The sequence below is a fragment of the Pseudomonas sp. MIACH genome (assembly GCF_001269925.1).
GTDB lineage: Bacteria > Pseudomonadota > Gammaproteobacteria > Pseudomonadales > Pseudomonadaceae > Aquipseudomonas.
Genome location: NZ_LHVO01000013.1, coordinates 1 through 26,367, shown reverse-complemented (window position 1 = coordinate 26,367; position 26,367 = coordinate 1). Strand labels below are relative to the sequence as shown.

The 26,367-nt window shown below is 61.2% G+C and carries 26 protein-coding genes; 10 read left to right on the top strand and 16 right to left on the bottom strand.

From position 1 onward, the window contains the following. Positions 1–159: 159 nt before the first annotated feature. On the top strand, positions 160–924 hold the full coding sequence (locus tag AD670_RS04350; protein ID WP_053128749.1) for a response regulator: 765 nt from the start codon (positions 160–162) through the stop codon (positions 922–924). Beyond that, a complete protein-coding gene (locus tag AD670_RS04345) occupies positions 924–1,961 on the top strand; it encodes a HAMP domain-containing sensor histidine kinase (RefSeq protein ID WP_053128634.1) in 1,038 nt (345 codons plus the stop codon). The genes AD670_RS04350 and AD670_RS04345 overlap by 1 nt, the downstream gene beginning before the upstream one ends. On the opposite strand, the gene AD670_RS04340 is transcribed toward AD670_RS04345, so the two are convergent. From AD670_RS04340 to AD670_RS04300, 9 genes are all read right to left on the bottom strand, one after another. Beyond that, entirely contained in the window at positions 1,958–3,019 is a 1,062-nt protein-coding gene (locus tag AD670_RS04340; RefSeq protein WP_053128632.1) for an AI-2E family transporter, read from the bottom strand. The genes AD670_RS04345 and AD670_RS04340 overlap by 4 nt on opposite strands. Positions 3,020–3,090: 71 nt before the next feature. Beyond that, a complete protein-coding gene (locus AD670_RS04335) occupies positions 3,091–3,909 on the bottom strand; it encodes a DUF4892 domain-containing protein (protein WP_053128630.1) in 819 nt (272 codons plus the stop codon). A gap of 102 nt (positions 3,910–4,011) precedes the next feature. Then, positions 4,012–4,866 carry an alpha/beta hydrolase gene (locus AD670_RS04330; RefSeq protein WP_053128628.1) on the bottom strand — a complete coding sequence of 285 codons (855 nt, stop codon included), beginning with the start codon at positions 4,864–4,866 and terminating at the stop codon, positions 4,012–4,014. Beyond that, positions 4,863–5,666, bottom strand: a complete 804-nt coding sequence (locus AD670_RS04325) for an alpha/beta fold hydrolase (RefSeq protein WP_053128626.1) — start codon at positions 5,664–5,666, stop codon at positions 4,863–4,865. The genes AD670_RS04330 and AD670_RS04325 overlap by 4 nt, the downstream gene beginning before the upstream one ends. A gap of 97 nt (positions 5,667–5,763) precedes the next feature. Continuing rightward, complete coding sequence (locus AD670_RS04320; protein WP_053128624.1) at positions 5,764–6,207, bottom strand: hotdog fold thioesterase; 444 nt, start codon at positions 6,205–6,207, stop codon at positions 5,764–5,766. A 31-nt stretch (positions 6,208–6,238) separates the two neighbouring features. Beyond that, on the bottom strand, positions 6,239–7,888 hold the full coding sequence (locus AD670_RS04315; protein ID WP_053128622.1) for an AMP-binding protein: 1,650 nt from the start codon (positions 7,886–7,888) through the stop codon (positions 6,239–6,241). An 85-nt stretch (positions 7,889–7,973) separates the two neighbouring features. Then, complete coding sequence (sixA, locus tag AD670_RS04310; protein WP_053128620.1) at positions 7,974–8,423, bottom strand: phosphohistidine phosphatase SixA; 450 nt, start codon at positions 8,421–8,423, stop codon at positions 7,974–7,976. After that, positions 8,420–8,767, bottom strand: coding sequence for a DUF4389 domain-containing protein (locus AD670_RS04305; protein ID WP_053128618.1), 348 nt, complete (start codon positions 8,765–8,767; stop codon positions 8,420–8,422). Before AD670_RS04305 ends, sixA begins: the two co-directional genes overlap by 4 nt. A 10-nt stretch (positions 8,768–8,777) precedes the next feature. After that, on the bottom strand, positions 8,778–9,803 hold the full coding sequence (locus tag AD670_RS04300) for an NAD(P)H-dependent glycerol-3-phosphate dehydrogenase (protein WP_053128616.1): 1,026 nt from the start codon (positions 9,801–9,803) through the stop codon (positions 8,778–8,780). Positions 9,804–9,998: 195 nt separating this feature from the next. Here AD670_RS04300 and AD670_RS04295 point away from each other — a divergent pair, with 195 nt between their 5' ends. The 5 genes from AD670_RS04295 to fabB all read left to right on the top strand — a co-directional run bounded on the left by AD670_RS04295 (position 9,999) and on the right by fabB (position 16,946). Further along, positions 9,999–12,119, top strand: coding sequence for a TonB-dependent receptor domain-containing protein (locus AD670_RS04295; RefSeq protein WP_347709461.1), 2,121 nt, complete (start codon positions 9,999–10,001; stop codon positions 12,117–12,119). Between the two features lies 1 nt (position 12,120). Beyond that, positions 12,121–13,050, top strand: a complete 930-nt coding sequence (locus AD670_RS04290) for an ABC transporter substrate-binding protein (RefSeq protein WP_053128611.1) — start codon at positions 12,121–12,123, stop codon at positions 13,048–13,050. Next, positions 13,047–14,948: an ATP-binding protein gene (locus tag AD670_RS04285; protein ID WP_053128609.1), complete on the top strand. Its 1,902-nt coding sequence runs from the start codon at positions 13,047–13,049 to the stop codon at positions 14,946–14,948. Before AD670_RS04290 ends, AD670_RS04285 begins: the two co-directional genes overlap by 4 nt. A 250-nt stretch (positions 14,949–15,198) precedes the next feature. Then, complete coding sequence (fabA, locus tag AD670_RS04280) at positions 15,199–15,714, top strand: 3-hydroxyacyl-[acyl-carrier-protein] dehydratase FabA (protein WP_003172830.1); 516 nt, start codon at positions 15,199–15,201, stop codon at positions 15,712–15,714. Between the two features lie 11 nt (positions 15,715–15,725). Continuing rightward, a complete protein-coding gene (gene fabB, locus AD670_RS04275; protein ID WP_012723103.1) occupies positions 15,726–16,946 on the top strand; it encodes a beta-ketoacyl-ACP synthase I in 1,221 nt (406 codons plus the stop codon). A 147-nt stretch (positions 16,947–17,093) separates the two neighbouring features. On the opposite strand, the gene AD670_RS04270 is transcribed toward fabB, so the two are convergent. Next, positions 17,094–18,116 (bottom strand): amidohydrolase family protein, encoded by a 1,023-nt coding sequence (locus AD670_RS04270; protein WP_053128607.1) that lies wholly within the window; start codon positions 18,114–18,116, stop codon positions 17,094–17,096. Positions 18,117–18,255: 139 nt separating this feature from the next. Between AD670_RS04270 and AD670_RS04265 the strand changes: the two genes are divergently transcribed. Both AD670_RS04265 and AD670_RS04260 read left to right on the top strand, forming a co-directional pair. Beyond that, positions 18,256–18,672, top strand: a complete 417-nt coding sequence (locus tag AD670_RS04265; protein ID WP_053128605.1) for an OsmC family protein — start codon at positions 18,256–18,258, stop codon at positions 18,670–18,672. 64 nt (positions 18,673–18,736) lie between these two features. Then, positions 18,737–19,633: a pirin family protein gene (locus tag AD670_RS04260; RefSeq protein WP_053128602.1), complete on the top strand. Its 897-nt coding sequence runs from the start codon at positions 18,737–18,739 to the stop codon at positions 19,631–19,633. A 4-nt stretch (positions 19,634–19,637) separates the two neighbouring features. On the opposite strand, the gene AD670_RS04255 is transcribed toward AD670_RS04260, so the two are convergent. The 4 genes from AD670_RS04255 to AD670_RS04240 form a co-directional block, all read right to left on the bottom strand. Beyond that, on the bottom strand, positions 19,638–20,366 hold the full coding sequence (locus tag AD670_RS04255) for a dienelactone hydrolase family protein (protein WP_053128600.1): 729 nt from the start codon (positions 20,364–20,366) through the stop codon (positions 19,638–19,640). A gap of 66 nt (positions 20,367–20,432) precedes the next feature. Continuing rightward, complete coding sequence (gene htpG / locus AD670_RS04250) at positions 20,433–22,337, bottom strand: molecular chaperone HtpG (RefSeq protein WP_053128747.1); 1,905 nt, start codon at positions 22,335–22,337, stop codon at positions 20,433–20,435. A gap of 89 nt (positions 22,338–22,426) precedes the next feature. Next, positions 22,427–22,879, bottom strand: coding sequence for a PaaI family thioesterase (locus AD670_RS04245; RefSeq protein WP_053128598.1), 453 nt, complete (start codon positions 22,877–22,879; stop codon positions 22,427–22,429). Then, positions 22,876–23,352 carry a PaaI family thioesterase gene (locus AD670_RS04240; protein ID WP_053128596.1) on the bottom strand — a complete coding sequence of 159 codons (477 nt, stop codon included), beginning with the start codon at positions 23,350–23,352 and terminating at the stop codon, positions 22,876–22,878. The genes AD670_RS04245 and AD670_RS04240 overlap by 4 nt, the downstream gene beginning before the upstream one ends. 158 nt (positions 23,353–23,510) lie before the next feature. On the opposite strand from AD670_RS04240, the gene AD670_RS04235 reads away from it, so the two are divergent. Continuing rightward, positions 23,511–23,762, top strand: coding sequence for a hypothetical protein (locus AD670_RS04235; protein ID WP_012723095.1), 252 nt, complete (start codon positions 23,511–23,513; stop codon positions 23,760–23,762). A 104-nt stretch (positions 23,763–23,866) separates the two neighbouring features. Here the strand turns inward: AD670_RS04235 and AD670_RS04230 are convergent, their stop codons facing one another. Both AD670_RS04230 and brnQ read right to left on the bottom strand, forming a co-directional pair. Beyond that, the gene (locus tag AD670_RS04230; RefSeq protein WP_053128594.1) at positions 23,867–24,604 is read right to left on the bottom strand and encodes a DUF599 domain-containing protein; all 738 of its coding nucleotides are present in this window, start codon (positions 24,602–24,604) and stop codon (positions 23,867–23,869) included. A 143-nt stretch (positions 24,605–24,747) separates the two neighbouring features. Further along, positions 24,748–26,061 (bottom strand): branched-chain amino acid transport system II carrier protein, encoded by a 1,314-nt coding sequence (brnQ, locus tag AD670_RS04225; protein ID WP_053128592.1) that lies wholly within the window; start codon positions 26,059–26,061, stop codon positions 24,748–24,750. Between the last annotated feature and the right edge of the window lie 306 nt (positions 26,062–26,367).

Below are 26,367 nucleotides of genomic sequence, written 5' to 3'. Positions count from 1 at the left end.
GACGGGCATTTCAGGCAATTATTTCAAAGCTGATACATTCACGACATGCCCACAACACGCCCCGTCGCTAGTCTCGCCCGCATGACCCACCGACCAGCACTACCAGCCATGGGGCTGGGCGCCTATGCTGGGCGCAATAATCAGGCAGACGATCGCACTATGCATACCCCTCCCATCCCTGTGAACGACGAGCAAAAAGGCGCGGTAGTCGCCGATGACAAGCGCTGGAATACCCGCGCGCTGATCGTAGACGACGACGTGCCGATTCGCGAACTGCTGATCGACTACCTGGCACGCTTCAATATCCTTGCCACCGGTGTGACCGACGGCGCCGCAATGCGCCTGGCCATGCAAGCCGAAACCTTTGACGTGGTGGTACTCGACCTGATGCTGCCGGGCGAAGACGGCCTGACGTTGTGTCGTTGGCTGCGCGCTGAGTCGGACATCCCGATCCTGATGCTCACGGCCCGCTGCGAACCCACCGACCGCATCATCGGCCTGGAACTGGGGGCCGACGACTACATGTCCAAGCCCTTCGAACCGCGTGAACTGGTGGCTCGGATCCAGACCATCCTGCGCCGCGTGCGCGATGACCGCACCGAGCAGCGCGCCAATATCCGCTTCGACAACTGGCGCCTCAACAGCGTGTTGCGTCAATTGGTGGCCGACGATGGTCTGGTGGTGCCGCTGTCCAACGCTGAATTCCGCCTGCTGTGGGTGTTTATCGAACGCCCGCGTCGGGTGTTGAGCCGTGAGCAATTGCTTGATGCCGCCCGTGGCCGCTCGATTGAAGCCTTTGATCGCAGTATCGACTTGCTGGTGTCGCGCCTGCGGCAAAAACTCGGGGATGATCCCAAGGCGCCGCAGTTGATCAAGACCGTGCGTGGCGAAGGCTATCTGTTCGATGCACGGGATATTGGCTGATGCGCGCGCCCTTCAACACGCTGTTCGGTCGGCTGTTCGGCGTGTTGCTGGTGGCGATTGTGCTGGCCCATGCGCTGGCGTTCTTCTGGTTTCACCACTACGGGCAACCGCCGCCCCCACCGCCCGAGCGGTTTATCGAGTTGCCGGACGGGACCCTGGCGCCGATGCACGAGAAGCATAAACGCCCCTGGTTTGGCGGCCCGGTGGTGCCCCTGACCTTTCAATTCGTCTCGTTGATTATCGCAGCCTGGTACGGTGCCAAACTGCTGAGCCGGCCGATACAGCGCCTGAGTGAAGCGGCGGAACGTTTGAGCCTGGACCTCGACAGCCCGCCCCTCGACGAATCCGGCCCTCGGGAAGCACGACAGGCGGCCTCGACCTTTAACCTGATGCAGAAGCGCATTCGCGAGCAGGTCAGCCAACGCGCGCGCATGCTCGGCGCGGTCTCCCATGACCTGCGCACCCCGCTGTCGCGCCTCAAGCTGCGCCTGGAACAGATCGAGGACACGCGCCTGCAGGGCCAGATGCGCCAAGACCTGAACGACATGATCGGCATGCTCGATGCCACCCTGAGCTACCTGCATGAACAGCGCACCAGCGAAACCCGGCATTGGCTGGATGTGCAGGCGCTGGTGGAATCCATGAGTGAGAACGCCCAGGACCAGGGCTCCGATGTGCAATCTGCTGGCACCTGCGTGCCCTTGCAGGTGCAACCGATGGCCTTGCGTTCATGCCTCAACAACCTGATCGATAATGCCTTGCGCTATGCCGGCACGGCACGCGTGGAGTTGGAGGACAGCCGCGAGGCGCTGGTCATCCGCGTAATCGACCACGGGCCGGGGATTGCCGCAGATAAGCGCGAGGCGGTATTCGAGCCGTTCTATCGGCTTGAAGGCTCGCGCAACCGCAACTCCGGCGGCGTCGGCCTGGGCATGACCATTTCCAAGGAAGCCGCGGAGCGCCTCGGCGGCCGCCTGAGCCTGGAAGAGACGCCAGGCGGCGGGTTGACCGCGGTGATGTGGTTACCCAGGGCTTAAAGGGGCTTGTCTTCGCGCCGCCCCTGCGCCTGGGTTGCGCTCCAATCCATCAACAGGCTGTAGGCCACGGCCAGCAAGGTCGGGCCGATAAACAGGCCGATAAAGCCAAAGGCAATCAAGCCGCCGAAAACCCCGAGCAATACGATCACCAGCGGCAAATTGCCGCCACGGCTGATCAGGTACGGCTTAAGCACGTTGTCCACGCCGCTGATGATGAACGTACCCCACACACCGAGGAACACCGCGTAGGTGTAGTCGCCTTTCCACGCCAGCCAGGCCGTGGCCGGGATCCACACCAGCGGCGGGCCCATCGGGATCAGGCTGAGCAGGAACGTGACGATCCCCAGTACCAGCGCGCCCGGCACGCCGGCGATCAGGAAACCGATCAGCGCCAGTACCGCCTGGGCGGCAGCGGTGCCGATCACGCCGTTGACCACCCGTTGTACGGTACCCGCCACCAGTTCGATGTAGTAACCGGCGCGGTCACCGATCAGGCGCTCCAGCAAACGATGGACGAACATCGCCAGACGTGGGCCATCACGATAGAAAAAGAACACAAACACCAGGCTCAGGGTCAGTTCGAGGATGCCACCGCCGATCTGCGCACTGCGCGCCAGCAGCCAGTTGCCCACCTGCCCCAGGTACGGCTTGAGGCTGACCATCAGCGCCGCGCCCTGCTCGTCGATGCTGTTCCACATCCCGATCAGGCGCTCCCCCACAAAGGGAATCGCCGCCAACCAGGTTGGAGCCTCGGGCAGACCATCGACCTGAATATCCTTGATCAACGCCACGGCATCACGCACATGGTCCGCGAGGTTGAACCCCAGCCACACCAGTGGCACCGCCACCAGCAACATCCAGCCCAAGGTCAGGATGCCGGCGGCCAGGGATTCACGGCCGCCCAGCCAGCGGGTCAGCAGCACCATCAACGGCCAACTGGCAAACGCCAGCACAGCCCCCCAGAACAGCGCCGACCAGAACGGCGCCATCACCCAGAAACTGGCACCAAACAGCACCAGCAGCAGGATTTGCACCAGCAGGCGATCGTTATTGAGCATGGGGTATCTCTAGAAAAAGGCGGTAGGAGAGAGCTTAGGCGAACGGCACGGGTCCGTTCGCCCTGTTACGGTCAGCGTATCAGATGCAGGTGCAGGCCTTTGGTTTCAGTGCTGCCGGTTTCCAGGCGCGCGGCGCGCACGCCCTTGTCGACCAAGGCCTGGCGCCAGGCTTCGGCGTTGGGGCCGGTCAGACTGACGCGCAAGGTGGCATCAAGGTTCAAGCCCCGGGAAATCAGGGTCAGCCAGGTGTCGTCCGGGTCGCCGGCCAGCGCGGGAAAATCCAGCTCGCCGGTGCTTTTCAGCTCGCGCAACAAGGTGGCCGAGGTGGGCAACAAGTCGCCCAACGGTGCGCTGGCATCCAGTTGCTCCACATGCAGGTAGGCACGACGGTTGCCCCGGGTGATGCCATACATGGCCACCAGGGAATTGTCCTGCGGGGCCGCCAGACGCAGCAGCAGATATTCCTGCTGGCCGTCGGCACCGACCAGCTTGGCGTTGCCGAAGACTTCATTGGCCCACAGGCTGCTTTCACCGCAGTCGCGGGCCTGGCACCAGAACAACAACTGCGCGCCGTTGGCCTGCAACGCTTCGCGCGTCGACGTGAACGCTGCACTGGAGGTGTGCTCGGCAGGCAGTTCATAGGTAATCGCGGTGGTTTGCCCACGGGCGGTGGCCTGGCCCTCGTAACGCAACTGGCCACTGATCTTGCGGATCGCCCCCATGGGGTAGATGCGTTCCTTTTCTTCAGCGGGGCGGTAATCGACGATCTGCGCGTCGACCTGACGGGCCACGCCAGGTAAATCCTGGCTTCCCGGCACATCGGCGGCGAACACCAAGGGGCTGAAACAGCACAGTCCGAGGGCACGGATACATCCTTTACGCAGGCTCATCGGATCGGTGAGCCCTGGCCATCGGAGGTCGCAGCGGTGTTGAGTTGGTTCATGGTTGACTCCCTTTCAATCCGCCCAGCCTCGGCAGTTGACCGCCCCAAGTCAAGGCGCGGAGAAGAACCGATTGAAACAGTCTGCAACAAGGGCCGCACCGGGCTCATCATTCAGGTGTAAATGATGGCCACCCGGCAACGTGGTTACCGTAAAGGGTAGCTGGGAAAGCAATTCTGGATGTTTCGCCAACATGCCGTCGGCGGCGACCACTAACTGCGTAGGACAACCCACGCGCCGCACGAAGGCCATCGCCTGTTCATCGGTCAGACGCACCGGCGAAGCCAGGGTCAGGCGACTGTCGGAGCGCCAGGTATAACCCCCCGGCACCGGCATCAAACCGCGCTGGGCCAGCAGTTCTGCGGCTTCACGACTGACCGCAACCAAGCCTTTCATGCGCGCTTCAACCGCCCGATCCAAGGTGCTGTAGACCGGCTTGCGCTTGCCCTGCAGGTTCAATTGCGCCTGCAAGGCCATGCCCAGGCGCTCGGCCGCGTTCTCGCCACTGGCAGTGGGAGGGATCACGCCGTCAATTAAACCCAGGTGCGTCACCCGTTCCGGCAAGGCGCCAGCCAGGACCAGGGAAACGATGGCGCCGAGGGAATGGCCAAGTAATGCAAAACGTTTCCAGCCCAGTTGCTCGGCGACTTGCAGCACATCGTGGACGTAATCCCACAAGGCATAACCGGCACCCGCTGGACGATGCGCCGAATGTCCATGCCCGGCCATATCCAGGGCCACGATGCGCAGGCCCTCAAGCTTCGGCGCCAAGCGCGCAAAGCTGTTGGCATTGTCCAGCCAGCCATGCAGGGCAATCACCGGCAACCCATCTTCGGGACCAAACAGATGGGCCGCCAACTCGATATGCGGCAGGCTCAGGCGCACTTCTTCGACGGGTGTACTCATGCGCAACTGCGCTCACGGGCTTGCCAGCGGGCGAACAGGGTCTTGATCAAGGTCGCGGTGTCCTGGGGGCGTTCGAGGGGGAACATATGGCCGCCGGGCATGGTGAGCATTTCGCCCATGGGCAGACGGTCGACCCCGCTGGCGTGATGACGCATCACCACGCGGCTCTGGCGACCGCGCACGACTGCCAGCGGCACTTTCAATTGGCGCACCTGACCGGGGCTGGTGTGAGGCACGCCGCGATAGATGCTGATTTCGGTGGCCGGGTCGAAGCGCAGGCGCAGGCGGTCCCCCGCCTGGTACAGGCCGTGTTGCAGGTAAGCGTCGAAACAGTCGGGGTCGAAGCCACGGAACAGGGTCTTGCCGGCGAAGTAGCTGCGCGCGGCGTCCAGGTCGCTGAATTCCTCACGACGGCCCAAGGTGCGTCCAGCGGGCGTGAGGCGGTCGATAAACCCGAAGCGCTTGGCGGCGCGGATCACCCAGCGGTCGGCGCGGGTCAAGACGGGCGAGTCGAGCATCACCACCCCGCGATACAACTGTGGGCAGCGCATGGCCGCGTGTAGATGCAACACGCCACCCAGGGAGTGGCCCACGCCCCACACCGGTTCCGGTTGCTGCTCCAGATGATGGATCAACTCGTCCACCAGGTTCTGCCAGTTATCGTCCACCGGAAACCGGGGGTCGTGGCCGTGCTGCGGCAAGTGAGCCACCGCATACTCCGGAGCCAGGGCGGCAAACAGCTTGCCGTAGGTGGCAGAGGGGAAGCCATTGGCATGGGCAAAAAACACGTGCTGCGACATAGCGGATCCATCTACAAAAACCGAGATTGATTGTCACCAGCCTCAAGCCGCACAGCAATGACCGTAACCGACAGGAATGATGACACTCACGCCACGCCTATCGCGCTGGAGGGTTCTCGCCCAGGGGCACCACGGCCATGGTCAGGCGCGAGACACAATTGCACTTGCCGTCGTCGCTGGTCAGGCGGATGTCCCAGACCTGGGTGGTGCGGCCGATATGAATCGCCTTGGCCACCGCCGTCACCCGCCCGCTGCGCACACCGCGCAAGTGGTTGGCGTTGATCTCCAGGCCCACGCAATAGAACTTGCTCGGGTCGACGCACAAGTAAGCCGCCATGGAACCGACGCTCTCGGCCAGTACCACCGACGCGCCGCCATGCAGCAGGCCGAAGGGCTGGTGGGTGCGTTGGTCGACCACCATGCTGGCGGTGAGAGACTCATCGTCGAAGCTTTCAAAGCGGATATCCAGCAGTTCACCGATGGTGTTTTTCTGGCTGGCATTGAGTTGCTCGATATTCGGTTGGGCGCGCCACAAGCTCATGGAAATTGTCCTTATTGGTTTTATTACGACCCTAATCCTGCCACACAATCGCCTCGGTGCGCTCGCTCCACGCCTGAAACTGAGCGCCGTAGGTCGACTCGATGACGTTGCGCTTGATCTTCAAGGTCGGCGTCAGGAAGCCGTTCTCCACCGCCCAACTGTCTTTCACCACCACCAGTTGGCGCAGACGCTCATGTTTATCCAGCCCCCCGTTGACCTGTTCCAGCCAGCGTTCAAGGCTGCTGCGCAAGGCTTGCCTGTCCTGGGCTCCCGCCGACAACACGCATAAACCTATCGGCGCGGTGAGGCCATCCCCCACCACGCACACTTGCTCGATGCGCGCATGTTCGGCCAAGCGGTTTTCAATCGGTGCGGGGGCCACATACTTGCCCTTGCTGGTCTTGAAGATTTCCTTGAGCCGCCCGGTCAGGCGCAGGCGTCCGTCGGCATCCTGCTCGCCCTTGTCACCGGTGCGCAGGAAGCCATCGGTGGTGAGGGTCTCGGCAGTTTTCTGCGGATCCTTGAAATAGCCGCGCATGGTCGCGCCACTGCGCACCTGGACTTCGCCGGTCGGGTCGATGCGCACTTCCACACCTGGGCACGGCAGGCCGATCCAGCCGATTTTCTGCTGGCCGGGGCGACACACATGGGAGTAGCCGCAGCTCTCGGTCATGCCATACACCTCAAGCACATCCAGACCCAGGCGTTGATACCAGCGCAGCAGCGCCTCAGGCACGGGGGCCGCCCCGGACAGCGCAATGCGCAACGCGTCCAGGCCCAGGCCGGCGAGCACCTTGTGGCCCACGCGCTTGCCAATGAAGGGCAAGCGCAGCAGGGTGTCCAGGCGTTTTGCGGGGATCTTCGCGTAGACGCCCATCTGGAATTTGGTCCAGATGCGCGGCACGCCAAACAGTGCCGTCGGCTGCGCCCTACGCAGATCGGCCAGGAAGGTGTCGAGGCTTTCGGCGAAAAACACCGTTTGCCCGGTGTAGATCGAGGCCATCTGCACAAACATGCGCTCCGCCACATGGCACAGCGGCAGATAGGAGAGCAGCCGGTCGTCCTCCCCCAGGCCAAACAATTCGGTGCCGCGCGTGGCCGCGAAGCCCAGGGCGCCAAAGCTGTGCATCACGCCTTTGGGCAGGCCGGTGGTGCCGGAGGTGTAGATGATGGTGGCAAGGTCGGACGCGGCCGGCAGTGGGTCATCCTGGATCGGCGAGCAGGCTTGCAGATCGGCCCAACTGAAATCGAAGGAGCCCTTCGGGCACAACGGCAGGCTGACGCTCGGTACGCCCGCCGGTATGCCGGGGGCCATGGCGGGCCAATCATCGAGCTTGCCGATAAAGACCAGCGCCGCCTCGGAATGGCTGAGCACATGGGCGACGGAATCGGCAGTGAGGTTGGGGTACAGCGGCACCGAGACATGCCCGGCCATCCAGATCGCCAGGTCGGCGATGATCCAGTGAGCACAGTTTTTCGAGATCAGGGCAATGTGCGAGCCGACGGGCAGTTCCCTGGCTCGTAGCCAGTGTGCAGCGCAACGGGCCTGGTGGCCGACATCGGCCCAGGTGAGGGTCTGTACCTCACCCGCGCCAACGGGCTGGACCAAAAAGGTTTTGCGCGGGTGCCGCGCTTCACGTTCGAAAAAGACCTGCAACGGCAAACGAAAAGCGACGGGCATGGGACGCGCTCCTTTGTGGTCCGACGATAGCCAACCAAGCACTTGCTTGGTTGACTATATAGCACACACAAAGCAGCTATATAGCCTACGGATTCTTCACGCTGACCAGGCTCATCAGCCCCGCCAGCGGGAAGTCGCCCTCCAGTTCCGCCAGGCTGGCGGTGCACATCGGCTGCGGCTGGCGCTGATGACCATGCTGCAGAAAACTGATCAGGCTGCCGACCAGCGGCTGATGGCTGACCAACAGCACATTGTCATCGCTGTCGAGCTTGGTCAGGACCTCCAGCGGATTGCCCTCCGGCGTGAGCCAAGGCACCGTGCGGATGTCCGCTTCAAAACCCAACGCGGCCCGCACCAACTGTGCGGTCTGCTGCGCCCGGACATAAGGACTGGCAATGATTGCACTGAGCGGCTGGCCGATAAGATGCGCGGCACTGCGCAACACTTCGGCGCGGCCATGCTCGGTGAGGTTGCGCTCGGCATCCGTGCGGGCATGACCCTCGGCCTCACCGTGACGCAAGACCCACACCTTCATAGCTTCGGCTCCTCATCACGCACCGGGTGCGGCGCCGGCGGCACGCTGTGGGCGGCTTCGCCCTCGGGTGCACGCGGGGTCGGCCAATCGGCGAACGGCCAAGGCTTCTGCTCCGTGTGGAAGCTGCCAAAGCGGCCGATCTGCGCAAGAAACTGGCTGAGGCTGTCGCCAAAGTTCATCAGGCCCAGGTTCGGCGCGCCATAGATCAGGCGGTAAATCAACTGCACCACCACCAATGCGCCGAGCAGGAACTGCGCCACCTGCCACACCAGGGCAAACACCAGCATCCACAGGATACGCAGGAGGATGGACTCGTACTTGGGAGCTGCTTTCGGATCGTTCATGGCGCGTTCCTCAGTTGAAACCACTGGTGGAAATAAAGTCGACGTCGGTTTTGGGCTCGGCGCGCATCAGCAACTCGATGACCTGGTTCAAGGTGCGCCCTTCAAACAGGATCGCGTGCAGCCCGGCGACCAGCGGCATATACACGCCGACTTCCTGGGCCTTGGCCTTGAGCACCTTGAGGGTGTTGACCCCTTCGGCCACTTCGCCCAGGCGCGTCACCGCGTCTTCCAGGCTCAAGCCTTGGCCAAGCGCGAAACCCACCTGGTAGTTGCGGCTTTTCGGCGACGAGCAGGTGACGATCAAGTCGCCCACACCGGCCAGGCCCAGGAAGGTCATCGGATTGGCACCCTGGTTCACCGCGAAGCGGGTCATTTCCGCCAGGGCGCGGGTAATCAGCATGCTCTTGGTGTTTTCGCCCATGCCGAGGGCCACCGCCATACCGGCGATGATCGCGTAGACGTTCTTCAACGCCCCGCCCAACTCCACACCAAAACGGTCGCCACTGGCGTACACGCGGAAGGTCCGCCCATGCAGCACCGCCTGGACGCGCTCGCAGAGTTCCTCGTCTTCACTGGCGATCACCGTGGCGGTCAGCGCGTGCTCAGCGACTTCCCGCGCCAGGTTCGGCCCGGACAGCACGCCAATGCGCGCCTGGGGAGCGATCTCTGCGAGGATTTCGCTCATCAGCTTGAAAGTCTGCGCCTCGATGCCCTTGGTCAGGCTGACCAGCAGCTTGCCCGCCAGGCGCTCGGCATGGGGCGCCAGCACCGAGCGCAAGGCGCTTGAAGGCAGCGCAACGAAGCACAGGTCGCAGTACGTCAGGGTGGCCAGCAAGTCGGTGACCGGCTCGACCGCCGGATGAATCTTGATGCCTTTAAGGTAGCGGGGGTTTTCCCGATGCACACGAATGGCCTCGGCCTGCTCGGGATCGCGCATCCACTGACGCACCGCGTGACCGTTCTCGGCCAGCAGGTTAGCCACGGCGGTACCAAAACTTCCGCCTCCCAGGACCGCAATAGGGCGCTGTTCAGTCATATGCAATCCGTTAATCCATACCAGTGGCGATGGCGGCATTATACGGGGCGACCCGCTTGCGGCCAGCCCCCGTAGTAAATCGTGCGCCTGTCGGAAAATGCCATGCCCGCGTGACGTAAATGCGAGGGCGACGACTGGCAAATAGCCCCACCTCAGTTAACATGGGCGGCTATCCGTCATTATCAAGGCCATGTCGTGTATTTGGGCCCTCCTTCCCGTTCATCTCTATTGCTGATGCTGTTGTGCAGTGCCCCCGTACTGGCAGACGATCTGTTCCTCGACAGCCAGCCGCTGCCGCAGGTATTGACCGCCACGCGCCTCAAGCAATCTGCCGCCGCCGTGCCGGGCAGCATGACGGTGATCGACAGCGAGTTGATCAAGGCCAGCGGTGCCAGGGATATCAGCGAGCTGCTGCGCCTGGTGCCGGGGATGATGGTCGGCTACACCACCGGCAACCAGGCTGCCGTGAACTACCACGGCACCAGTGCCAGCGACGCGCGGCGCATGCAGGTATTGATCGACGGGCGCTCGGTGTACCGCGCCGGCTTGGCCACGGTGGACTGGAGCGACATTCCGGTGGCGATGGAAGATATCGAGCGCATCGAGGTCTTCCGTGGCCCCAACACCGTCAGCTACGGCGCCAATGCCTTGATGGCGGTGGTCAATATCCTCACGCGCGCACCGGCCAACAGCCACGGCTCCCGAGTGAAAGTCATTCGTGGCGAACGTGGCATCAACGACTTCTATGCCAGCCAGGGCCTGGGCTGGGACACCGGTGATCTGCGCCTGTCCCTGTCCGGGCAACAGGACGACGGCTTTGACAGCGATGCCGCCGGGGCCGACCGCCGCGACAGTCGCCGCCTCAGCCGCTTCAGCCTGGCGGTGAGCCAGACGTTGAACGCGCAGCAAAGTATCGACTGGCAACTGGACGCCAAGGAAGGCACCAACCAGCGCCCCTATACCTATACCCCTGTATTTGCCGGGATTACCGAAGGCGGCAACAACTCCGACATCGCGGCCAAGGACTACGCCGGCTCCCTGCGCTGGAATATCGACTTCAATCCCGAACACAGCCTGTATATCCAGGGCTCGGCCCAGCAGTGGGACCGCCAGCAAGTCTGGAAGGCCTGTGACGCCAAGGTCTCGTTCAGCCCGGAGCTGACCCAGTTGTGGCAGCTCAACCCCAACTATGCCGAACGACTGGCCCGGCACATGGACACCTACAGCCAGGGCACCGCGCCAGCTGGCAGCGCCGCCGAGCAAGCCTTGGCCAATCAGGTCCTGGACCAATGGCGCAACGGCGCCAGCCAGAGCGTGTGCGGCGACATCGACCAGAGCACCCGCGAAAGCCGCTACGACGTGGAAATTCAAGACACCCTCAGCCTGTCCGACAGCCTGCGCCTGGTCAGCGGCATGAACTACCGCTACGACCGCGCCGACTCCGACACCTACTTCAATGGCACGCTGGACGACACCACCTGGCGCCTGTTCGGCCAACTGGAGTGGCGCGCCAGTGAACATTGGCTGCTGCAAGGCGGAGCCATGTTCGAAGACACGCACCTGAGCGGCCATTCGCTGACGCCAAGGGTGGCGGTCAACTACTTGATCAACCCACGCCACGGCCTGCGTGCGGTGTACTCTGAAGCCATTCGCTCACCGGACATGTTCGAGAACAACGTCAATTGGAGCTACCGCGTCACCAACCTCAGCTCCCCGGCCTATGGGCAAACGACCGGGCAGTACTTCGTGAAGACCCGTGGTCCGGGCAATCTCGACAAAGAACTGATGCGCTCGCGGGAACTGGGTTACAACGGCTTCTTCGCCGACATCGGGCTGAACATGGACGTGAAGCTGTTCTACGATGAAATCACCGACATGATCAGCTCGCCGCTGCGCAATAACCAGTACATCGCCAGCAACGCCAACAGCTCACGGTTCACCGGCGCCGAGTCCCAGTTTGACTGGCGCGTGAGCAACGCCGACCGCCTGCGGCTGACCTATGCTTATGTCGACGCCACCACCAGCAATCCGCTGGACAAAGCGCAAACCGCGCGTAACAGTGGCTCGGCCGGCTGGTTGCGCGAATGGGGCCAAGGGTGGTCCAGCGCGCTGTTCTACTATGGCGACGACGCACTTAACCAATATCGCTTCGAACGGGTCGACCTGCGGGTGGCCAAGCGCATTGCCCTGGGCAAAGCCAACGTGGAGCTGGCCGGTATGTTGCAACAACGCCTCGACAACCAGCCCACCACCTGGGCCGACAACACTTACGACCATCGACATGTGCTCTACTTCAGCGCGGAGTTAGAGTTCTGACATGGGCACCTCGTCACGGATGACCTTCTTCTCTTTCTATGCCTTCTGCCGACGCAGCGTGCTGCTGGCCTGCCTGCTGCTGGCAGCCCCGGCATGGAGCGCCGAAATCCTGCTGACCGCCGCCGAAGACGGCGCCGGCGTCGAGGCCTTCACCCAGGCCCTGGCCCAGCAACGCCCCCATGACCACGTCACGTTCACCCCCCTCAAGGACATGCCCGCCCCCGGCCGCCTGCCGGCCGGCACGCGCTTGATCCTGCTGGACCTGCCCGGCCTCGACTGGCGCCTGCGGGATGCCCAAGGTCCGCCGACCCTGGTCATGCGTATCAGCCGGCTACAGGCCCACCAGCGCCTGGGCAGCACACAGCACGCGCGGATCAGCCTGTTGTGGAGCGACCCACCGCTGCAGCGCCAACTGCACCTGATCACCAGCATCCTGCCCCAGGCACAGCGCATTGGCGTGCTGTACAGCCCCGACAGTGAATTCCTGCTGCCCGAACTGCGCGAACACGCCACGCTCCTGGGCCTGGAAGTCGTGCCTCAGCGTTGGGACAACATTACTGACAGCCGCCCGCTGCAAACCTTATTCAGGCGCAGTGACGTGTTGCTCGGCCTTGATGATCCGCAACTGTACAACCCGAAAACCGTGAAAAACCTGCTGCTGAGCAGCTACGGCCAGCAATTGCCGCTGATCGGGCCCAACGCAGGGTTCGTGCGCGCCGGCAGCCTGGCCAGCACCTACAGCGACCAGGCCGACTGGCTGGCAGTACTCGACCGCCTGCTGGACCAGCCGCCGGCCGGATGGCCGCGCGCGTTGTACCCGGACCACTTCAAAGTCGTGGGCAACCCGCAAGTCGCACGCTCACTGGGCATCGAACAGGTGGACGAAGCCAACGTCGCCGCCCGAATGGCCGAAGGAGAAAAACGCCCATGACCTTGCGTCGTCGTTGGGACATCAATACCCGCACCCAGCTCATCACCCTGGGCCCGGCGCTGTTGCTGACGTTGCTGCTGATCAGTTTCTTTACCTTCGTGCGTATCCAGGACCTGCGCCAGGAACTGGACCACACCGGCCAACTGATCGCCAACCAACTGGCACCGGCCACCGAATATGGGGTGATCTCGGGCAATAACGATGTGCTCGACAGCCTGCTGCGGGCCACGTTGGCCACACCCCACGTGCGCTTCCTGGAGATTCAGGACAGCAGCGAAAACATTTTGGTGTACGTCGAACAGCCCTCGGAAAAACACGACCGCTCGCTGTCGGTGAAAGTGTTCCAATCGCCGATTCGCCTGCAGCATATCCAGCTGGGCAATGACTTTTTCCAGGACAACCTCAACGAACCCAAGGCGCCGCGCGCCGACTACCTGGGTCGGGTGATCGTCGGCATGTCCAATGACGCCTTCAGTCAGCGCCAGCAGGAAATCCTGTTCAAGGCCGGCATCCTGGCGCTGTTCGCCCTGTTGTTTACCTTCCTGCTCGCCCGACGCCTGGCCGCTAGCCTGTCGCAACCGATCAGCGCCATGGGCAATGCGGTCAAGGCCATCCAGCAAGGCGACTACAAGACGCCGCTGCCGATCGTGGATGACTCCGAGCTGGGCGACCTGTCGCGCCACATCAACAACCTGGCCGAAGGCCTCAACCAGGCCAGCCGCGAACAGCAGCAGGCCATCGCCCAGCTGATCCAGACCCGCGAAGAAGCCGAACGGGCCAACAACGCCAAGTCGGACTTCCTGGCCATGATGAGCCACGAACTGCGCACGCCAATGAACGGCGTACTGGGCATGCTGCAACTGCTCGAAACCACCGAAATGACCGAGGAGCAGACCGAATACGCGGCGCTGGCCTCCGAATCCACCGAGCATTTGCTCAAGGTGATCAACGACATTCTCGACTTCTCGCGCATCGAGCGCGCGGCCCTGGAACTGGAACATATCCCGTTCAACCTGGCCGACCTGATCAACAGTTGCGCCCAGGCCTTCCAGCACAGCGCCCAGCAGCGCGGGCTGGCACTCAAGCTGCCGATCCCGGCGGGCATGGACGCACTGCGGGTACAGGGTGATCCGACGCGCATCCGTCAGATTCTGGTGAATCTGATCGGCAACGCCCTGAAGTTCACCGAACACGGTACCGTCAGCGTCGAGCCGCACTGGCAGACCCTCGATCATGACCTGGTGTGGTTCACCTGCACCGTACGCGACAGCGGCATCGGGATTTCCGCCGAGCGCCTGGAATTGATGTTCGATGCGTTCCAGCAGGCCGACAGTTCCATTTCAAGACGTTACGGCGGCACCGGTCTTGGCCTGCCCATTGCCCGCACCCTGGCCGAACGCATGGGGGGCACCCTGCGTGCCCAGAGCGAAGAAGGCCGTGGCTCGGTGTTTACCTTGGAGATCCCCCTGGCCATCGACCAGCAAAGCCTGGCGCCGATCGCCCTGGATGCTGAAGGCAAGCACAGCGCCGGTGAGGGGCGCCATGTGCTACTGGTGGAAGACAATCCGGTCAACCGCACCGTGGTGGAGGCCATGCTGCGCAGCCTGGGCTTTGAAGTCAGCCTGGCCACCGATGGCGCCGAAGCGATCCGCAGTGCCGAGAGCCTGATTTTCACCGCGATCCTGATGGATTGCCGACTGCCGCTGATTGACGGCTACGAAGCCACTCGACAGATTCGACAACTGCCGGGCTGCGCCGACCTGCCAATCATCGCCCTGACCGCCAACGCCCTGCAGGGCGACCGGGAAGCGTGTCTGGCGGCAGGCATGAACGATTACCTGGCCAAGCCGTTCAAACGCACGGATTTGCAGCAAATCCTGCAGCGCTGGGTGCAATAGCGGCGCGCCATCAGCCAACTGCGACTGGCGTGAAAGACGAAAGTGCGGCAGTCTTAGGCACCCGAACGGGCACCTGAAACGGGCCCGGTTTAAAATTTCAGTGAACAAGTGTACATTCAGTGCCTTAACGCTGTGACTTTCACTACAACGCAATAGTCTATGTGTAGGCTGCCGACATGAGGCATGAACGCTTCATTCGGTTCGGGAAGATTTGCCCTACCCTGCCGCATGGGATTATTGAGGAGCTCGCATGACCAAACAAAACGCCTTTACTCGGGAAGACCTGCTGCGCTGCAGTCGCGGTGAGCTGTTCGGCCCAGGTAACGCGCAACTGCCCGCCCCGAACATGCTGATGGTGGATCGCATCACCCATATCAGCGAAGAGGGTGGCAAGTACGGCAAAGGTGAATTGGTCGCCGAGCTGGATATCAACCCGGACCTGTGGTTCTTCGCCTGCCATTTCGAAGGCGACCCTGTCATGCCAGGTTGCCTGGGCCTCGACGCCATGTGGCAGTTGGTCGGCTTCTTCCTCGGCTGGCAAGGTCTGCCGGGCCGCGGCCGCGCCCTGGGTTCGGGCGAAGTGAAGTTTTTTGGCCAGGTCCTGCCGACCGCCAAGAAAGTCACCTACAACATTCAGATCAAGCGCGTCCTCAAGGGCAAGCTGAACCTGGCCATCGCCGATGGTTCGGTGAGCGTCGACGGTCGCGAGATCTATACTGCCGAAGGCCTTCGGGTCGGCGTATTCACTTCCACTGACAACTTTTAAGGGTTATCCGCATGCGCCGCGTCGTTATCACTGGTCTGGGCATCGTTTCTTGCCTGGGCAATGACAAAGAGACCGTCACCGCTAACCTGCGTGCAAGTCGCCCTGGCATCCGCTTCAACCCGGAATATGCCGAAATGGGTCTGCGTAGCCAGGTTTCCGGCTCCATCGACCTGCCCCTCGAAGAACTGATCGATCGCAAGATCTATCGTTTCGTGGGCCACGCTGCCGCCTACGCCTACCTGGCCATGAAAGACGCAATCGCCGACTCCGGCCTGAGCGAAGACCAGGTATCGAACGTACGCACCGGCCTGATCGCCGGTTCGGGCGGCGCATCCACCCTGAACCAGATGGAAGCGTTGGACATCCTGCGCGAAAAAGGCGTGAAGCGCGTTGGCCCGTACCGTGTAACGCGGACCATGGGCAGCACCGTTTCGGCCTGCCTGGCCACGCCGTTCGCAATCAAGGGCGTGAACTACTCGATCTCCTCCGCGTGCGCCACCAGTGCCCACTGCATCGGCACTGCCGTTGAGCAGATCCAACTGGGCAAGCAGGACATCGTGTTCGCCGGCGGCGGTGAAGAAGAACATTGGAGCCAGTCGTTCCTGTTCGACGCCATGGGCGCCCTGTCCACCCAGTACAACGAAACCCCGGAAAAAGCCTCCCGCGCCTACGACGCCAAGCGTGACGGTTTCGTCATCGCCGGCGGTGGCGGCATGGTGGTGGTCGAGGAGCTGGAACACGCCCTCGCCCGTGGCGCCAAGATCTACGCGGAAATCGTCGGCTACGGCGCCACTTCCGACGGTTACGACATGGTTGCGCCAAGCGGTGAAGGTGCCATCCGCTGCATGCAGATGGCAATGTCCACCGTAGATACCCCGATCGACTACCTGAACACCCACGGCACCTCGACCCCGGTCGGCGATGCCAAGGAAATGGAAGGCGTGCGTGCGGTATTCGGCGACAAGGCCCCTGCGATCAGCTCCACCAAGAGCCTGTCGGGTCACTCCTTGGGCGCCGCCGGCGTTCACGAAGCGATCTACTGCCTGCTGATGATGGAAGGCAACTTCATGGCCGGTTCGGCCAACATCGACGAGATCGACCCGGTCGTTGCCGATATGCCGATCCTGACCAAGACGGTTGAAAACGCAAAAATCGACACCGTGATGAGCAACAGCTTCGGCTTCGGCGGCACTAACGCCACCCTGGTGCTGAAACGCTGGCAGGGTAAGTAAGCCCCGCAGGTTGATCACCTGAAAAAGCCCCGACTGGTTCGGGGCTTTTTTATGGGCGTGGATTTGAGACCGCAACGCCCCCCTTGCAGCCGGTCTCCCGGAAGTTATCAAAGCTGCGCCGCATGTGCGTAAAACGAAAATGCAGTATCAACGCGCACCATCATCGCGACGAGGTTTAGGCAGGATGCCCAGGAAGTTGTCCCTCGCCACTTTGTGGGCAACGTCTTCAGGCAATGCATCCAAGAACACATCAAAGCGGTGCATTTCCTTACCCAGCTTGTTGAAACGCCCGACGACGTCCGAACCCAGCATAAAGCGCTCCGGGAAGCGCTCCACCAGCGTTACCCACTCAGGTCGAGGCTTGCCAGCCTCATCCAACAAGTACGGCGTGAGCATGCTCCAGGAGAGGTCGATATACAGGTTGGGGTAAGCCTCAAGCATGCGGCTCAAGGTGGGCAGCAAAAAGTCCATTTGCACCTGATGGCGGTGGATTTCCTTGCTGGTGCCGGCGTGAGCCCAGATAAAGCGGGTGTGCGGGTGGTTGCGCAGCGGCTCTTCGATTTCGGCCAAATACAGCGGATTGCGCTCGCGCTTGGAGGTGATGTTGGAGTGCAACATCACCGGCAAATCGTTTTCCGCCGCCAAGTGATAGATGCGCGTCATGGCTTCGTTATTGGCACGCGGGGTGTCGCCCGCCGTAAGGGCAGTGAGGTCGTCGTGACGGGTGAAGACTTCACCGATGCCCTGCCAGAGCCCCGGGTTGAGGTCGAGCATGCGCTGGATATGGGCATCCGAGTTCTTGTCGTTGGGGTTGAAGCCGGACAGAAACGGATGAAAGTGCTGGCGCTGTTCAGGTGTCAGTTTATTTACCGCTGCGGCAACAATCACGTCAGTGGCGCTGTACCAATAGGCATCCGCGTCATCACCGGCGTAGTAACGCGGACGCTTGGGTTCGTCTTCGTGCCATTTCTTGGCCACTGGGACACCGGAAATCATTACGTGGTCGATGCGATTTTCTGCCATCGCCTTGAGCAATTTGTCCATCCCCGCCGTTTCCTGGAAAAAATCCACGTAATGCAGGTGCGCATCGCTGTAGGCATAGTCGCGAGCCTGTGCGGCAAGGCTGCCGGTCGTGAGCAATAGGGCAAGACTCAGGCGGATCCAGGGCACGATAAAACCTCGATAGGGGCTGATAGGGGTAGACCGTGCGCCACACATCGGGGTTCAGCAGGAAAAAACGCGGAACACCCAAGTGCCAGCATGCTCTATAACTGCATGACCTTCATCCTGCCACCTTGTGAGGTTCGCCATGCCTGTTACCGTCAATACGCTGAACGCTGATAACTTCCGCCACAGCGTCAACATCAATAACCACGAGCTGTTTACTGACCTGCCCAAAAGCCTGGGCGGCGACGATTCAGCGCCCTCCCCCCACGATTATTTCGATGCCGCACTGGCTTCGTGCAAGGCGTTGACGGTCAAGCTCTATGCGCAGAAAAAAGACATCCCCCTGACCGGCGTGACCGTGGAAGTCACCCACGACGCCACCGAAGAGCAAAAGGGCAAATACAAGCTCAACGTCAAGCTGACGCTCAAGGGTGTACTCACCGACGAGCAGCGCGACGAGTTGCACCGCGTGGCTGATCGCTGCCCGGTACACAAACTGATGACCACCGCTGAGATCACCATCGAAACCCGCCTCTCGGAGGGCGCGTTCAGTCAATAGCGGCAACCTCCCGTCGAGCGGGTTATGCTCAAGACTATCCAACCCGCTCAGACTGGGACGCACCATGACCACCCTCACCGTGATCCGCCCTCGCCCCGAAGATGTCGAAGGCCAGCCGATCCTGCGCCCGCTGCCCTCGCGCGAATGCCGCAGCGTCGGGCCGTTTGTGTTTTTCGACCATATGCTGCCCACCCGCTACGAACCGGGGAGCGGCATGAATATCCGCCAACATCCGCATATCGGGCTGTCCACCCTCACCTATCTGTTTGACGGCGCACTGCAGCACAAGGACAGCCTGGGCTCCAACCAAGTGGTAGAGGCCGGCGATGTCAGCTGGATGACCGCCGGCAGCGCGATTGCCCATGTCGAGCGCACACCCGACGCCCTCAAGGCACGCGGTTTCAGTATGCATGGCCTGCAGGTGTGGCTGGCATCGCCCAAGGACCACGAAGAGGGGCCGGGGCATTACAGTCATCACCCGGCGTCGAGCCTGCCGCTGAGTGACAACCTGGGTGTGCGAATTCGCCTGATCGCCGGCAGCGGCTTCTGCCTCAAATCACCGGTACCGGTGCTGTCCCCTACCTTGTATGCAGATGTGCAGATGCAAACGGCCACGACCCTGCTGATTCCCGACGAGCACGAGGAACGCGCAGTGTATGTGCTGGAGGGTGAAGCACAATTGGAGGGCGAGCGGCTTGAGGTCCACAGCCTGGTGGTATTGCCGACTGGACAGGAGATGACTCTGTTCGCCGACAGCGATTGCCACGTGGTGGTGTTTGGCGGGGCGCCACTGGATGGGCCGCGGCGGATCAACTGGAATTTTGTCGCTAGCGATCCGTTGAAGATCGAGCAGGCCAGGCAGCGCTGGGCCGATGGGGATTGGCCGACGGTGCCGGGTGAAACTGAAAGAATTGAGTTGCCTGTTCCGGCTTCATCGGAGGCAAGTCGGAACAGGCGCTGAAGATTTAGCCCTTGAACACTTCATCCAGCAAGTTATGCATCGACTGGAAGGCCCGTGCAGCGGTCTTCGCGTCGTACATCATCTTGCCCGGCACATTGGCATCCGGGTCAGTGAAGGAATGCACCGCACCGCCGTAGCTCAGCAATTGCCAGTCCACGCCGGCCGCGTTCATTTCATCTTCGAACGCAGGCAGTTGCTCTTTCGGCACCAGCGGGTCGGAAGCACCGTGCAGCACCAGCACTGAACCCTGGATGTTTTTCGCATCGGCCGGATTCGGCGTATCGAGAGTACCGTGGAACGATACGGTAGCCTTCAATGGCGCACCGGTACGCGCCAGCTCCAGGGAGCAGCACCCGCCGAAGCAGAAACCAAAGGTGGCGAGCTTCGAGGTGTCCACTGCCGCTTCGGTCTGGCCCTGCAGTTGCTCAAAGGCCGCCTGCATGCGCTTGTTCAGCAGCGGGCGATCATTCTTCAACGGCATCATTGCGGCGCCGGCTTCATCGCCGTTCGACGGGCGCACGGTTTGCCCGTAGAGGTCGGCGATCAGCACCACGTAGCCCTTTGCGGCAACGCTCTTGGCGATTTCTTCGGCCCCCGCACTCACCCCCATCCAGTTCGGCGCCATCAGCAGGCCGGGCAGCGGGTTCTTTTGGCTGGCATCAAACGCCAGGCGGCTTTCATACGACTGGCCATCAATCTGATAGACCACGGAACGCACAGTGACTTGGCTCATCATTTACTCCAGTTGAGGGGCGATAGAACGAAAAAACCCGCCGAAGCGGGTTTTTCTACAACGGTATCAAACCGACAGTTCAACCAACAGCTTGTTCAGTCGGCGCACATAGGCGGCCGGGTCTTTGAGGCTGTCGCCAGCGGCCAGGGCCGCCTGGTCGAAGAGGATGTGCGACAGGTCGCCAAACCGCTCTTCGCTCTGCTCGCCGTCGAGTTTCTCGATCAACGGGTGAGCCGGATTGAATTCGAAGATCGGCTTGGAGTCCGGGACCTTCTGGCCGCTGGCTTCAAGGATCTGGCGCATCTGCATGCCCAGGTCCTGCTCGCCGATAGCCAGGATCGCCGGGGAATCGGTCAGACGATGGGAAACCCGCACTTCGCTGACGGCATCGCCCAGGGACGCCTTGATCCGCTCCACCAGGCCTTCTTTGGCCTTGGCGACTTCTTCGGCTTCTTTCTTCTCTTCTTCGGAGTCCAGGTTGCCCAGGTCCAGGTCGCCACGAGCTACGTCGACAAAGGATTTGCCGTCGAACTCGTTGAGGTAGCTCATCAGCCACTCATCGATACGGTCGGTCAGCAGCAGCACTTCGATGCCTTTCTTGCGGAAGACTTCCAGGTGCGGGCTGTTCTTGACCTGGGCATAGGTTTCGCCGGTCAGGTAGTAGATCTTGTCCTGACCTTCCTTGGCACGAGCCAGGTACTCGGCCAGGGAAACGACCTGCTCGCCGTCTTCACCCTGGGTGGAAGCAAAGCGCAGCAGACCGGCGATTTTCTCCTTGTTGGCGAAATCTTCTGCCGGGCCTTCTTTCATGACCTGACCGAAGTTTTTCCAGAAGCCCTTGTATTGCTCAGGCTCGTTCTTCGCCAGTTTCTCCAGCATGTCGAGTACACGCTTGGTCAGCGCCGACTTCATGGAGTCGATGATCGGGTCTTTTTGCAGGATTTCCCGCGACACGTTCAGCGACAGGTCATTGGAGTCGACCACGCCCTTGATAAAGCGCAGGTACAGCGGCAGGAACGACTCTGCCTGGTCCATCACGAACACGCGCTGCACGTACAGCTTCAGGCCTTTCGGCGCTTCACGCTGGTACAGGTCGAACGGCGCACGGGCCGGCACATAGAGCAGCGAGCTGTATTCCAGCTTGCCTTCGACCTTGTTGTGGCTCCAGCTCAGCGGGTTTTCGTAGTCGTGACCGATGTGCTTGTAGAACTCCTGGTATTCCTCGTCCTTGATCTCGGTACGCGGACGGGTCCACAGGGCACTGGCGCGGTTAACGGTTTCCCATTCCTCGGCAGGCTTCTCTTCACCTTCGGCGGCCGCTTGTTCTTTCGGCAGCTCGATCGGCAAGGCGATGTGGTCGGAGTACTTCTTGATGATATTGCGCAGGCGCCAGCCATCGGCGAACTCGTCTTCACCGGACTTGAGGTGCAGGACGATGCGGGTACCACGGTCAGCCTTGTCGATGGTGGCGATTTCAAATTCGCCCTCGCCTTTGGAAGACCAGTGCACGCCTTCGCTGGCGTCAAGGCCGGCACGACGGCTGAACACTTCAACCTTGTCGGCCACGATAAAGGCCGAGTAGAAGCCCACGCCGAACTGGCCGATCAGGTGCGAATCTTTCTTCTGGTCGCCAGACAGGTTTTTCATGAAGTCGGCGGTGCCGGATTTGGCGATGGTCCCCAGGTGGGTGATCGCATCGTCCCGGCTCATGCCGATACCGTTATCTTCGAGGGTGACGGTATTGGCGTCTTTGTCGAAGCTCACACGGATCTTCAGTTCCGCGCCACCTTCCAGCAGTTCAGGCTTGGACAGGGCTTCGAAACGTAATTTGTCGACAGCGTCAGAGGCGTTCGAGATCAATTCGCGAAGGAAGATTTCCTTGTTGGAATACAGCGAATGGATCATGAGGTGCAGCAGTTGCTTCACCTCGGTCTGGAAGCCCAGGGTTTCCTTTTGAGTTTCCACACTCATGGTCATCAAACTCCAATTGGATGGCAGTGGCCGCGCCCTTGAGGGTTGGCGGCGGGTTGTCATCAAAGTTGGGGGCTAAGACCAGGATTTCAAGGGCGGCTTGTTTCCTCAATCTTGAAATGCGCACGGGCGGTGGCAATCGGTTCGGCGGCAGTGCTTTGCCAGGCGGTGATCGCGACATTCGCCACCCGTCGGCCCTGTCGCCACACCTGGCATTTGGCGTAAGTGTCGCGAAACTGGCCGGCACGCAGGTAATCGAGGGAGAAATCGATGATTTTCGGGAGACCTGGCGCGCCGGTAAACACCAGCAGGTGCAGCGCCGCCGCCAGTTCCATAAAGCCGGCAATCACTCCGCCGTGAAGCGCCGGCAATATAGGGTTACCAATATTGTCCTTGTGTGCCGGCAGGCGAAACAGCAACTCATCGCCCAACCGGGTGCATTCGATGCCGATCAGTTTGGCGTAGGGGATCAGGTCCAACAGTTCGTCGTAGCTGCCCCGCTGATGAGCCTGCTCCAGTCGGGTCTTGAATCGATGCGTCATGCCTGCTCTCCCTTGATCGTGCTGTCCAGCCCTTGTGTGCCCCTGAGGCGCTTGCCCATGCGCATGAAGGTGCCGACCACATGGGCGATGGGTTGTTGCGGATCGTCCTGGTAGGCAAAACCGCGCGCAAAGATCACGTCAGCCGTCACCCGGTAGCACTGGGCGAAGCCATACACCGGTTTATGGGGCTCGGCGGGATGCATATAGTCGACACGCAGGTCCAGGGTCGGGCACACCTCGAACTCCGGCAGGACACACAGGGTGGCCATGCCGCAGGCCGTGTCCATCAAGGAGGTCAGCGCGCCACCGTGGATCACGCCGGTCTGGGGATCACCCACCAGCTGTGGCGCGTAAGGCATGAGCAACGTAATGCCGTCTTCGCTGGCGCGATGAGCCGTGATACCCAGCACCTGACAATGGCGCAAGGCTGAGACAAAACGCGTCGCGCGCTCTAACAAGGGATTTCCGGTCATTCGTTCAAGACTCTTATTAGTGTTGATGTGCGAAATGGGCGCTAGGGGTGAAAGTTCCTTTGAGACTGCGGTTTATATATCTGTGGAATAAAAGGAACTAATGCTGAACTGCCATGCTCGAAAGGCCAGAAGATATCTTCACTAAGGAGAAACACCCCATGCGTAAGACTTTAGCTATTTCCATGATGTTGGCCGCTGCCCTCGGTCTCGCTGCTTGCGATAAAAAATCCGAAGACAAAGCCCAAGACGCCGCAGCACATTCCGAGCAAGCTCAAAAAGACATGGCGAAAGCTCAGGATAAAGTGAACGACGCTGCGAAAGAAAACGCCGATGCTGCCAAAGCTCAGGCTGAATCGAACGCAGCCGCCGCAAAAGAAGCAGCACCTGCTACCCCTGCCACCGGTTCTTGATACCGCGGCATGAAATAGCTTTGCTGCAAAAAGAAAGCCCGCTTAGATAGCGGGCTTTACTTTGTCTGCTGTTTTTATTCGCCGCGTTAATAGGCTGGAGCGCACTAAGCCGCTTCTTTGACGGCCTCCGGCAGCGGCGTATCCGTCTGCGTATACACCATCACTTGCAGTACGTCGGAATGAAACTCCCGACGGTACAGCACCAACACCACCCCGGCGCTCATCAACATGAACAACCAGGGACTGACAAACCACGCCAGCATGGTCATGCCGAAGTAATAAGCGCGCAGGCCAAAGTTGAACTGGTTGGCAGCCATTGAGATTACCCGCGCCGCACGCAGGGCAAACGCCTTGCGCTCCTGCTCCGACACATGCCGCTCACCGATCATCGGTGCCGAGCCTACCAGCACTGCTGCAAAGTTGTACTGGCGCATGCACCAACTGAAGGTGAAGAACGCATAGACGAAGACCAGCGCCAGGCAGAGCAACTTGATCTCCGACATCCCCTGAGAGGCTTGCTGCACCATGGGTATGTCCGCCAACAACGACACCGCACGCTCGGAGGCACCCAGCACCGTGAGAATACCGGCGAGAATGATCAAGGTGCTGGAGGCGAAAAATGAGGCGTTACGCTCCAGGTTGCCGATCACACTGGCGTCGGCGATGCGGTTGTCGCGCAGCAACATGCGGCGCATCCAGTCTTCGCGATACAAATGCAGCACGCTGGCCAGGCACGCGGTATCTCGGGCTTTCCAAGTGGCATAACGGGTGTAGCCGCCCCAACACAGGATGAACCAGAGGGCGGCAAGCAGGTGGATCTGATTGGCTTCGACGAACGACATGCGGGTCCTTGCAGAAACGAGATTGAAAAACTTTTTGCGTCTGTTCGACGTTAGCGCAAAGAAAAAGACACTGCCCGCGGCTCAAAAAAAATGCCCCGTATCGATTGATACGAGGCATTTCCGTACTGCATGAAACCCGCTTGTTATGCGATGGCTTCGCTGCGCTTACCCAGCATGCGATCAATGACGACCGCCACACCCAGCGTCATCACCGACGGCACCAACCACGCCAGGCCTTGCTCGCTCAGCGGCAGGTTCGCCAGCTGCGAAGGCATCCAGCCCGCGAGGCCGGCACCCTTGAGCGCGTCGATACAGCCAAAGATGAACGACACCAGCATGACCGGCCCGACGATACGGCCCTGCTCCTGCCAGAAGTCTTTGCAGAAGCTCAAGGCCACCAGCACGATGCATGGCGGGTAGATCGCGGTGAGTACCGGGATCGAGAACGCAATCAGCTTGGTCAGGCCCAGGTTCGACACGAACAGCGAGAACAGCGCCAGGATCACGACCAGGGTCTTGTAGGACAGTGGCAGGATTTTGCTGAAGTACTCGGCGCAAGCGCAGGTGAGGCCGACAGCGGTGACCAGGCACGCGAGCGAAATCAACACGGCCAGGAAACCACTGCCCAGGGAGCCAAAGGTGTGCTGCACATAGGCGTGCAATACGGCGGCACCATTGGCAGCGCCAGCCGCCACTTCATGGCTGCCCGCCCCGAGACGGAACAGGCTGATATACACCAGCGCCAGGCCCACGCCGGCAATCAACCCGGCAATGATCGCGTAGCGGGTGATCAGCTTGGGCGACTCGACACCACGGGAACGGATCGCGTTGACGATCACAATGCCAAACACCAGCGCACCCAGGGTATCCATGGTCAGGTAACCATTGACAAAGCCCTGGGAGAACGGCGCGGCGACATATTCCGGAGTGGCAACACCCACCTCACCTGCCGGCAGGGCAAACGCGGCAATACCGAGAATGGCCAACGCGATGATCTTCAGCGGCGCCAGGAAACGACCCACGGTGTCCAGCAGTCGGCCTGGGTACAGGGAGACAAAGAACACCACCAGGAAATACACCGAGCTGTAGAGGAACAGCGCCAGCGGGCTTTCGCCGGTCAGCGGCGCCAGGCCCACTTCAAACGACACGGTCGCGGTACGCGGGGTGGCGAACAGCGGCCCTACCGCCAGATACGCCGCCGCCGCGAGCAGGCCACCGGCGATCTTGCCGATCGGGCTGCTCAACGCGTCCATACCGCCACCGACCTTGGCCAGGGCGATCACAGTGACCACCGGCAAACCAACGGCGGTGATCAGGAAGCCCAGCGCCGCCATCCAGACGTGAGGCCCGGACTGCAAACCAACGATAGGCGGGAAGATGATGTTGCCGGCGCCCACGAACAGGGCAAAGGTCATGAAGCCCAACGCCAGGATGTCCTGGCTTTTCAACACTTTCATTTGAGGAAATACCACACTACTGAATCGGAATTTAGAGAGGGATTCCCTATGGATGAGGGAAATGCTGCCGGCCCTTATGGGCACCGGCCGGTCTAGCGCGCAGCTTCCTTTTGGGAGGCGGACGCATAAAGAGGCGGCTAGGGTACAGAATTAGCCTGACAAACGCACTGTTGCGGGGCGAACTGTCCGATAAGCGACATTTACATGTCGCGTTTTCATACCAAATTTGGCAATACAGACAAAAATGTGGAGGGGGCTTGCTCCCGATAGCGGTGGTTCAGTCACTGATGAGGTGACTGAGCTACC

Coding starts and splice junctions, on each gene's coding strand:
- AD670_RS04350 (WP_053128749.1), top strand. CDS start 160: ATGCATACCCCTCCCATCCCTGTGAACGACGAGCAAAAAGGCGCGGTA.
- AD670_RS04345 (WP_053128634.1), top strand. CDS start 924: ATGCGCGCGCCCTTCAACACGCTGTTCGGTCGGCTGTTCGGCGTGTTG.
- AD670_RS04340 (WP_053128632.1), bottom strand. CDS start 3,019: ATGCTCAATAACGATCGCCTGCTGGTGCAAATCCTGCTGCTGGTGCTG.
- AD670_RS04335 (WP_053128630.1), bottom strand. CDS start 3,909: ATGAGCCTGCGTAAAGGATGTATCCGTGCCCTCGGACTGTGCTGTTTC.
- AD670_RS04330 (WP_053128628.1), bottom strand. CDS start 4,866: ATGAGTACACCCGTCGAAGAAGTGCGCCTGAGCCTGCCGCATATCGAG.
- AD670_RS04325 (WP_053128626.1), bottom strand. CDS start 5,666: ATGTCGCAGCACGTGTTTTTTGCCCATGCCAATGGCTTCCCCTCTGCC.
- AD670_RS04320 (WP_053128624.1), bottom strand. CDS start 6,207: ATGAGCTTGTGGCGCGCCCAACCGAATATCGAGCAACTCAATGCCAGC.
- AD670_RS04315 (WP_053128622.1), bottom strand. CDS start 7,888: ATGCCCGTCGCTTTTCGTTTGCCGTTGCAGGTCTTTTTCGAACGTGAA.
- sixA (WP_053128620.1), bottom strand. CDS start 8,423: ATGAAGGTGTGGGTCTTGCGTCACGGTGAGGCCGAGGGTCATGCCCGC.
- AD670_RS04305 (WP_053128618.1), bottom strand. CDS start 8,767: ATGAACGATCCGAAAGCAGCTCCCAAGTACGAGTCCATCCTCCTGCGT.
- AD670_RS04300 (WP_053128616.1), bottom strand. CDS start 9,803: ATGACTGAACAGCGCCCTATTGCGGTCCTGGGAGGCGGAAGTTTTGGT.
- AD670_RS04290 (WP_053128611.1), top strand. CDS start 12,121: ATGGGCACCTCGTCACGGATGACCTTCTTCTCTTTCTATGCCTTCTGC.
- AD670_RS04285 (WP_053128609.1), top strand. CDS start 13,047: ATGACCTTGCGTCGTCGTTGGGACATCAATACCCGCACCCAGCTCATC.
- fabA (WP_003172830.1), top strand. CDS start 15,199: ATGACCAAACAAAACGCCTTTACTCGGGAAGACCTGCTGCGCTGCAGT.
- fabB (WP_012723103.1), top strand. CDS start 15,726: ATGCGCCGCGTCGTTATCACTGGTCTGGGCATCGTTTCTTGCCTGGGC.
- AD670_RS04265 (WP_053128605.1), top strand. CDS start 18,256: ATGCCTGTTACCGTCAATACGCTGAACGCTGATAACTTCCGCCACAGC.
- AD670_RS04260 (WP_053128602.1), top strand. CDS start 18,737: ATGACCACCCTCACCGTGATCCGCCCTCGCCCCGAAGATGTCGAAGGC.
- AD670_RS04255 (WP_053128600.1), bottom strand. CDS start 20,366: ATGAGCCAAGTCACTGTGCGTTCCGTGGTCTATCAGATTGATGGCCAG.
- htpG (WP_053128747.1), bottom strand. CDS start 22,337: ATGAGTGTGGAAACTCAAAAGGAAACCCTGGGCTTCCAGACCGAGGTG.
- AD670_RS04245 (WP_053128598.1), bottom strand. CDS start 22,879: ATGACGCATCGATTCAAGACCCGACTGGAGCAGGCTCATCAGCGGGGC.
- AD670_RS04240 (WP_053128596.1), bottom strand. CDS start 23,352: ATGACCGGAAATCCCTTGTTAGAGCGCGCGACGCGTTTTGTCTCAGCC.
- AD670_RS04235 (WP_012723095.1), top strand. CDS start 23,511: ATGCGTAAGACTTTAGCTATTTCCATGATGTTGGCCGCTGCCCTCGGT.
- AD670_RS04230 (WP_053128594.1), bottom strand. CDS start 24,604: ATGTCGTTCGTCGAAGCCAATCAGATCCACCTGCTTGCCGCCCTCTGG.
- brnQ (WP_053128592.1), bottom strand. CDS start 26,061: ATGAAAGTGTTGAAAAGCCAGGACATCCTGGCGTTGGGCTTCATGACC.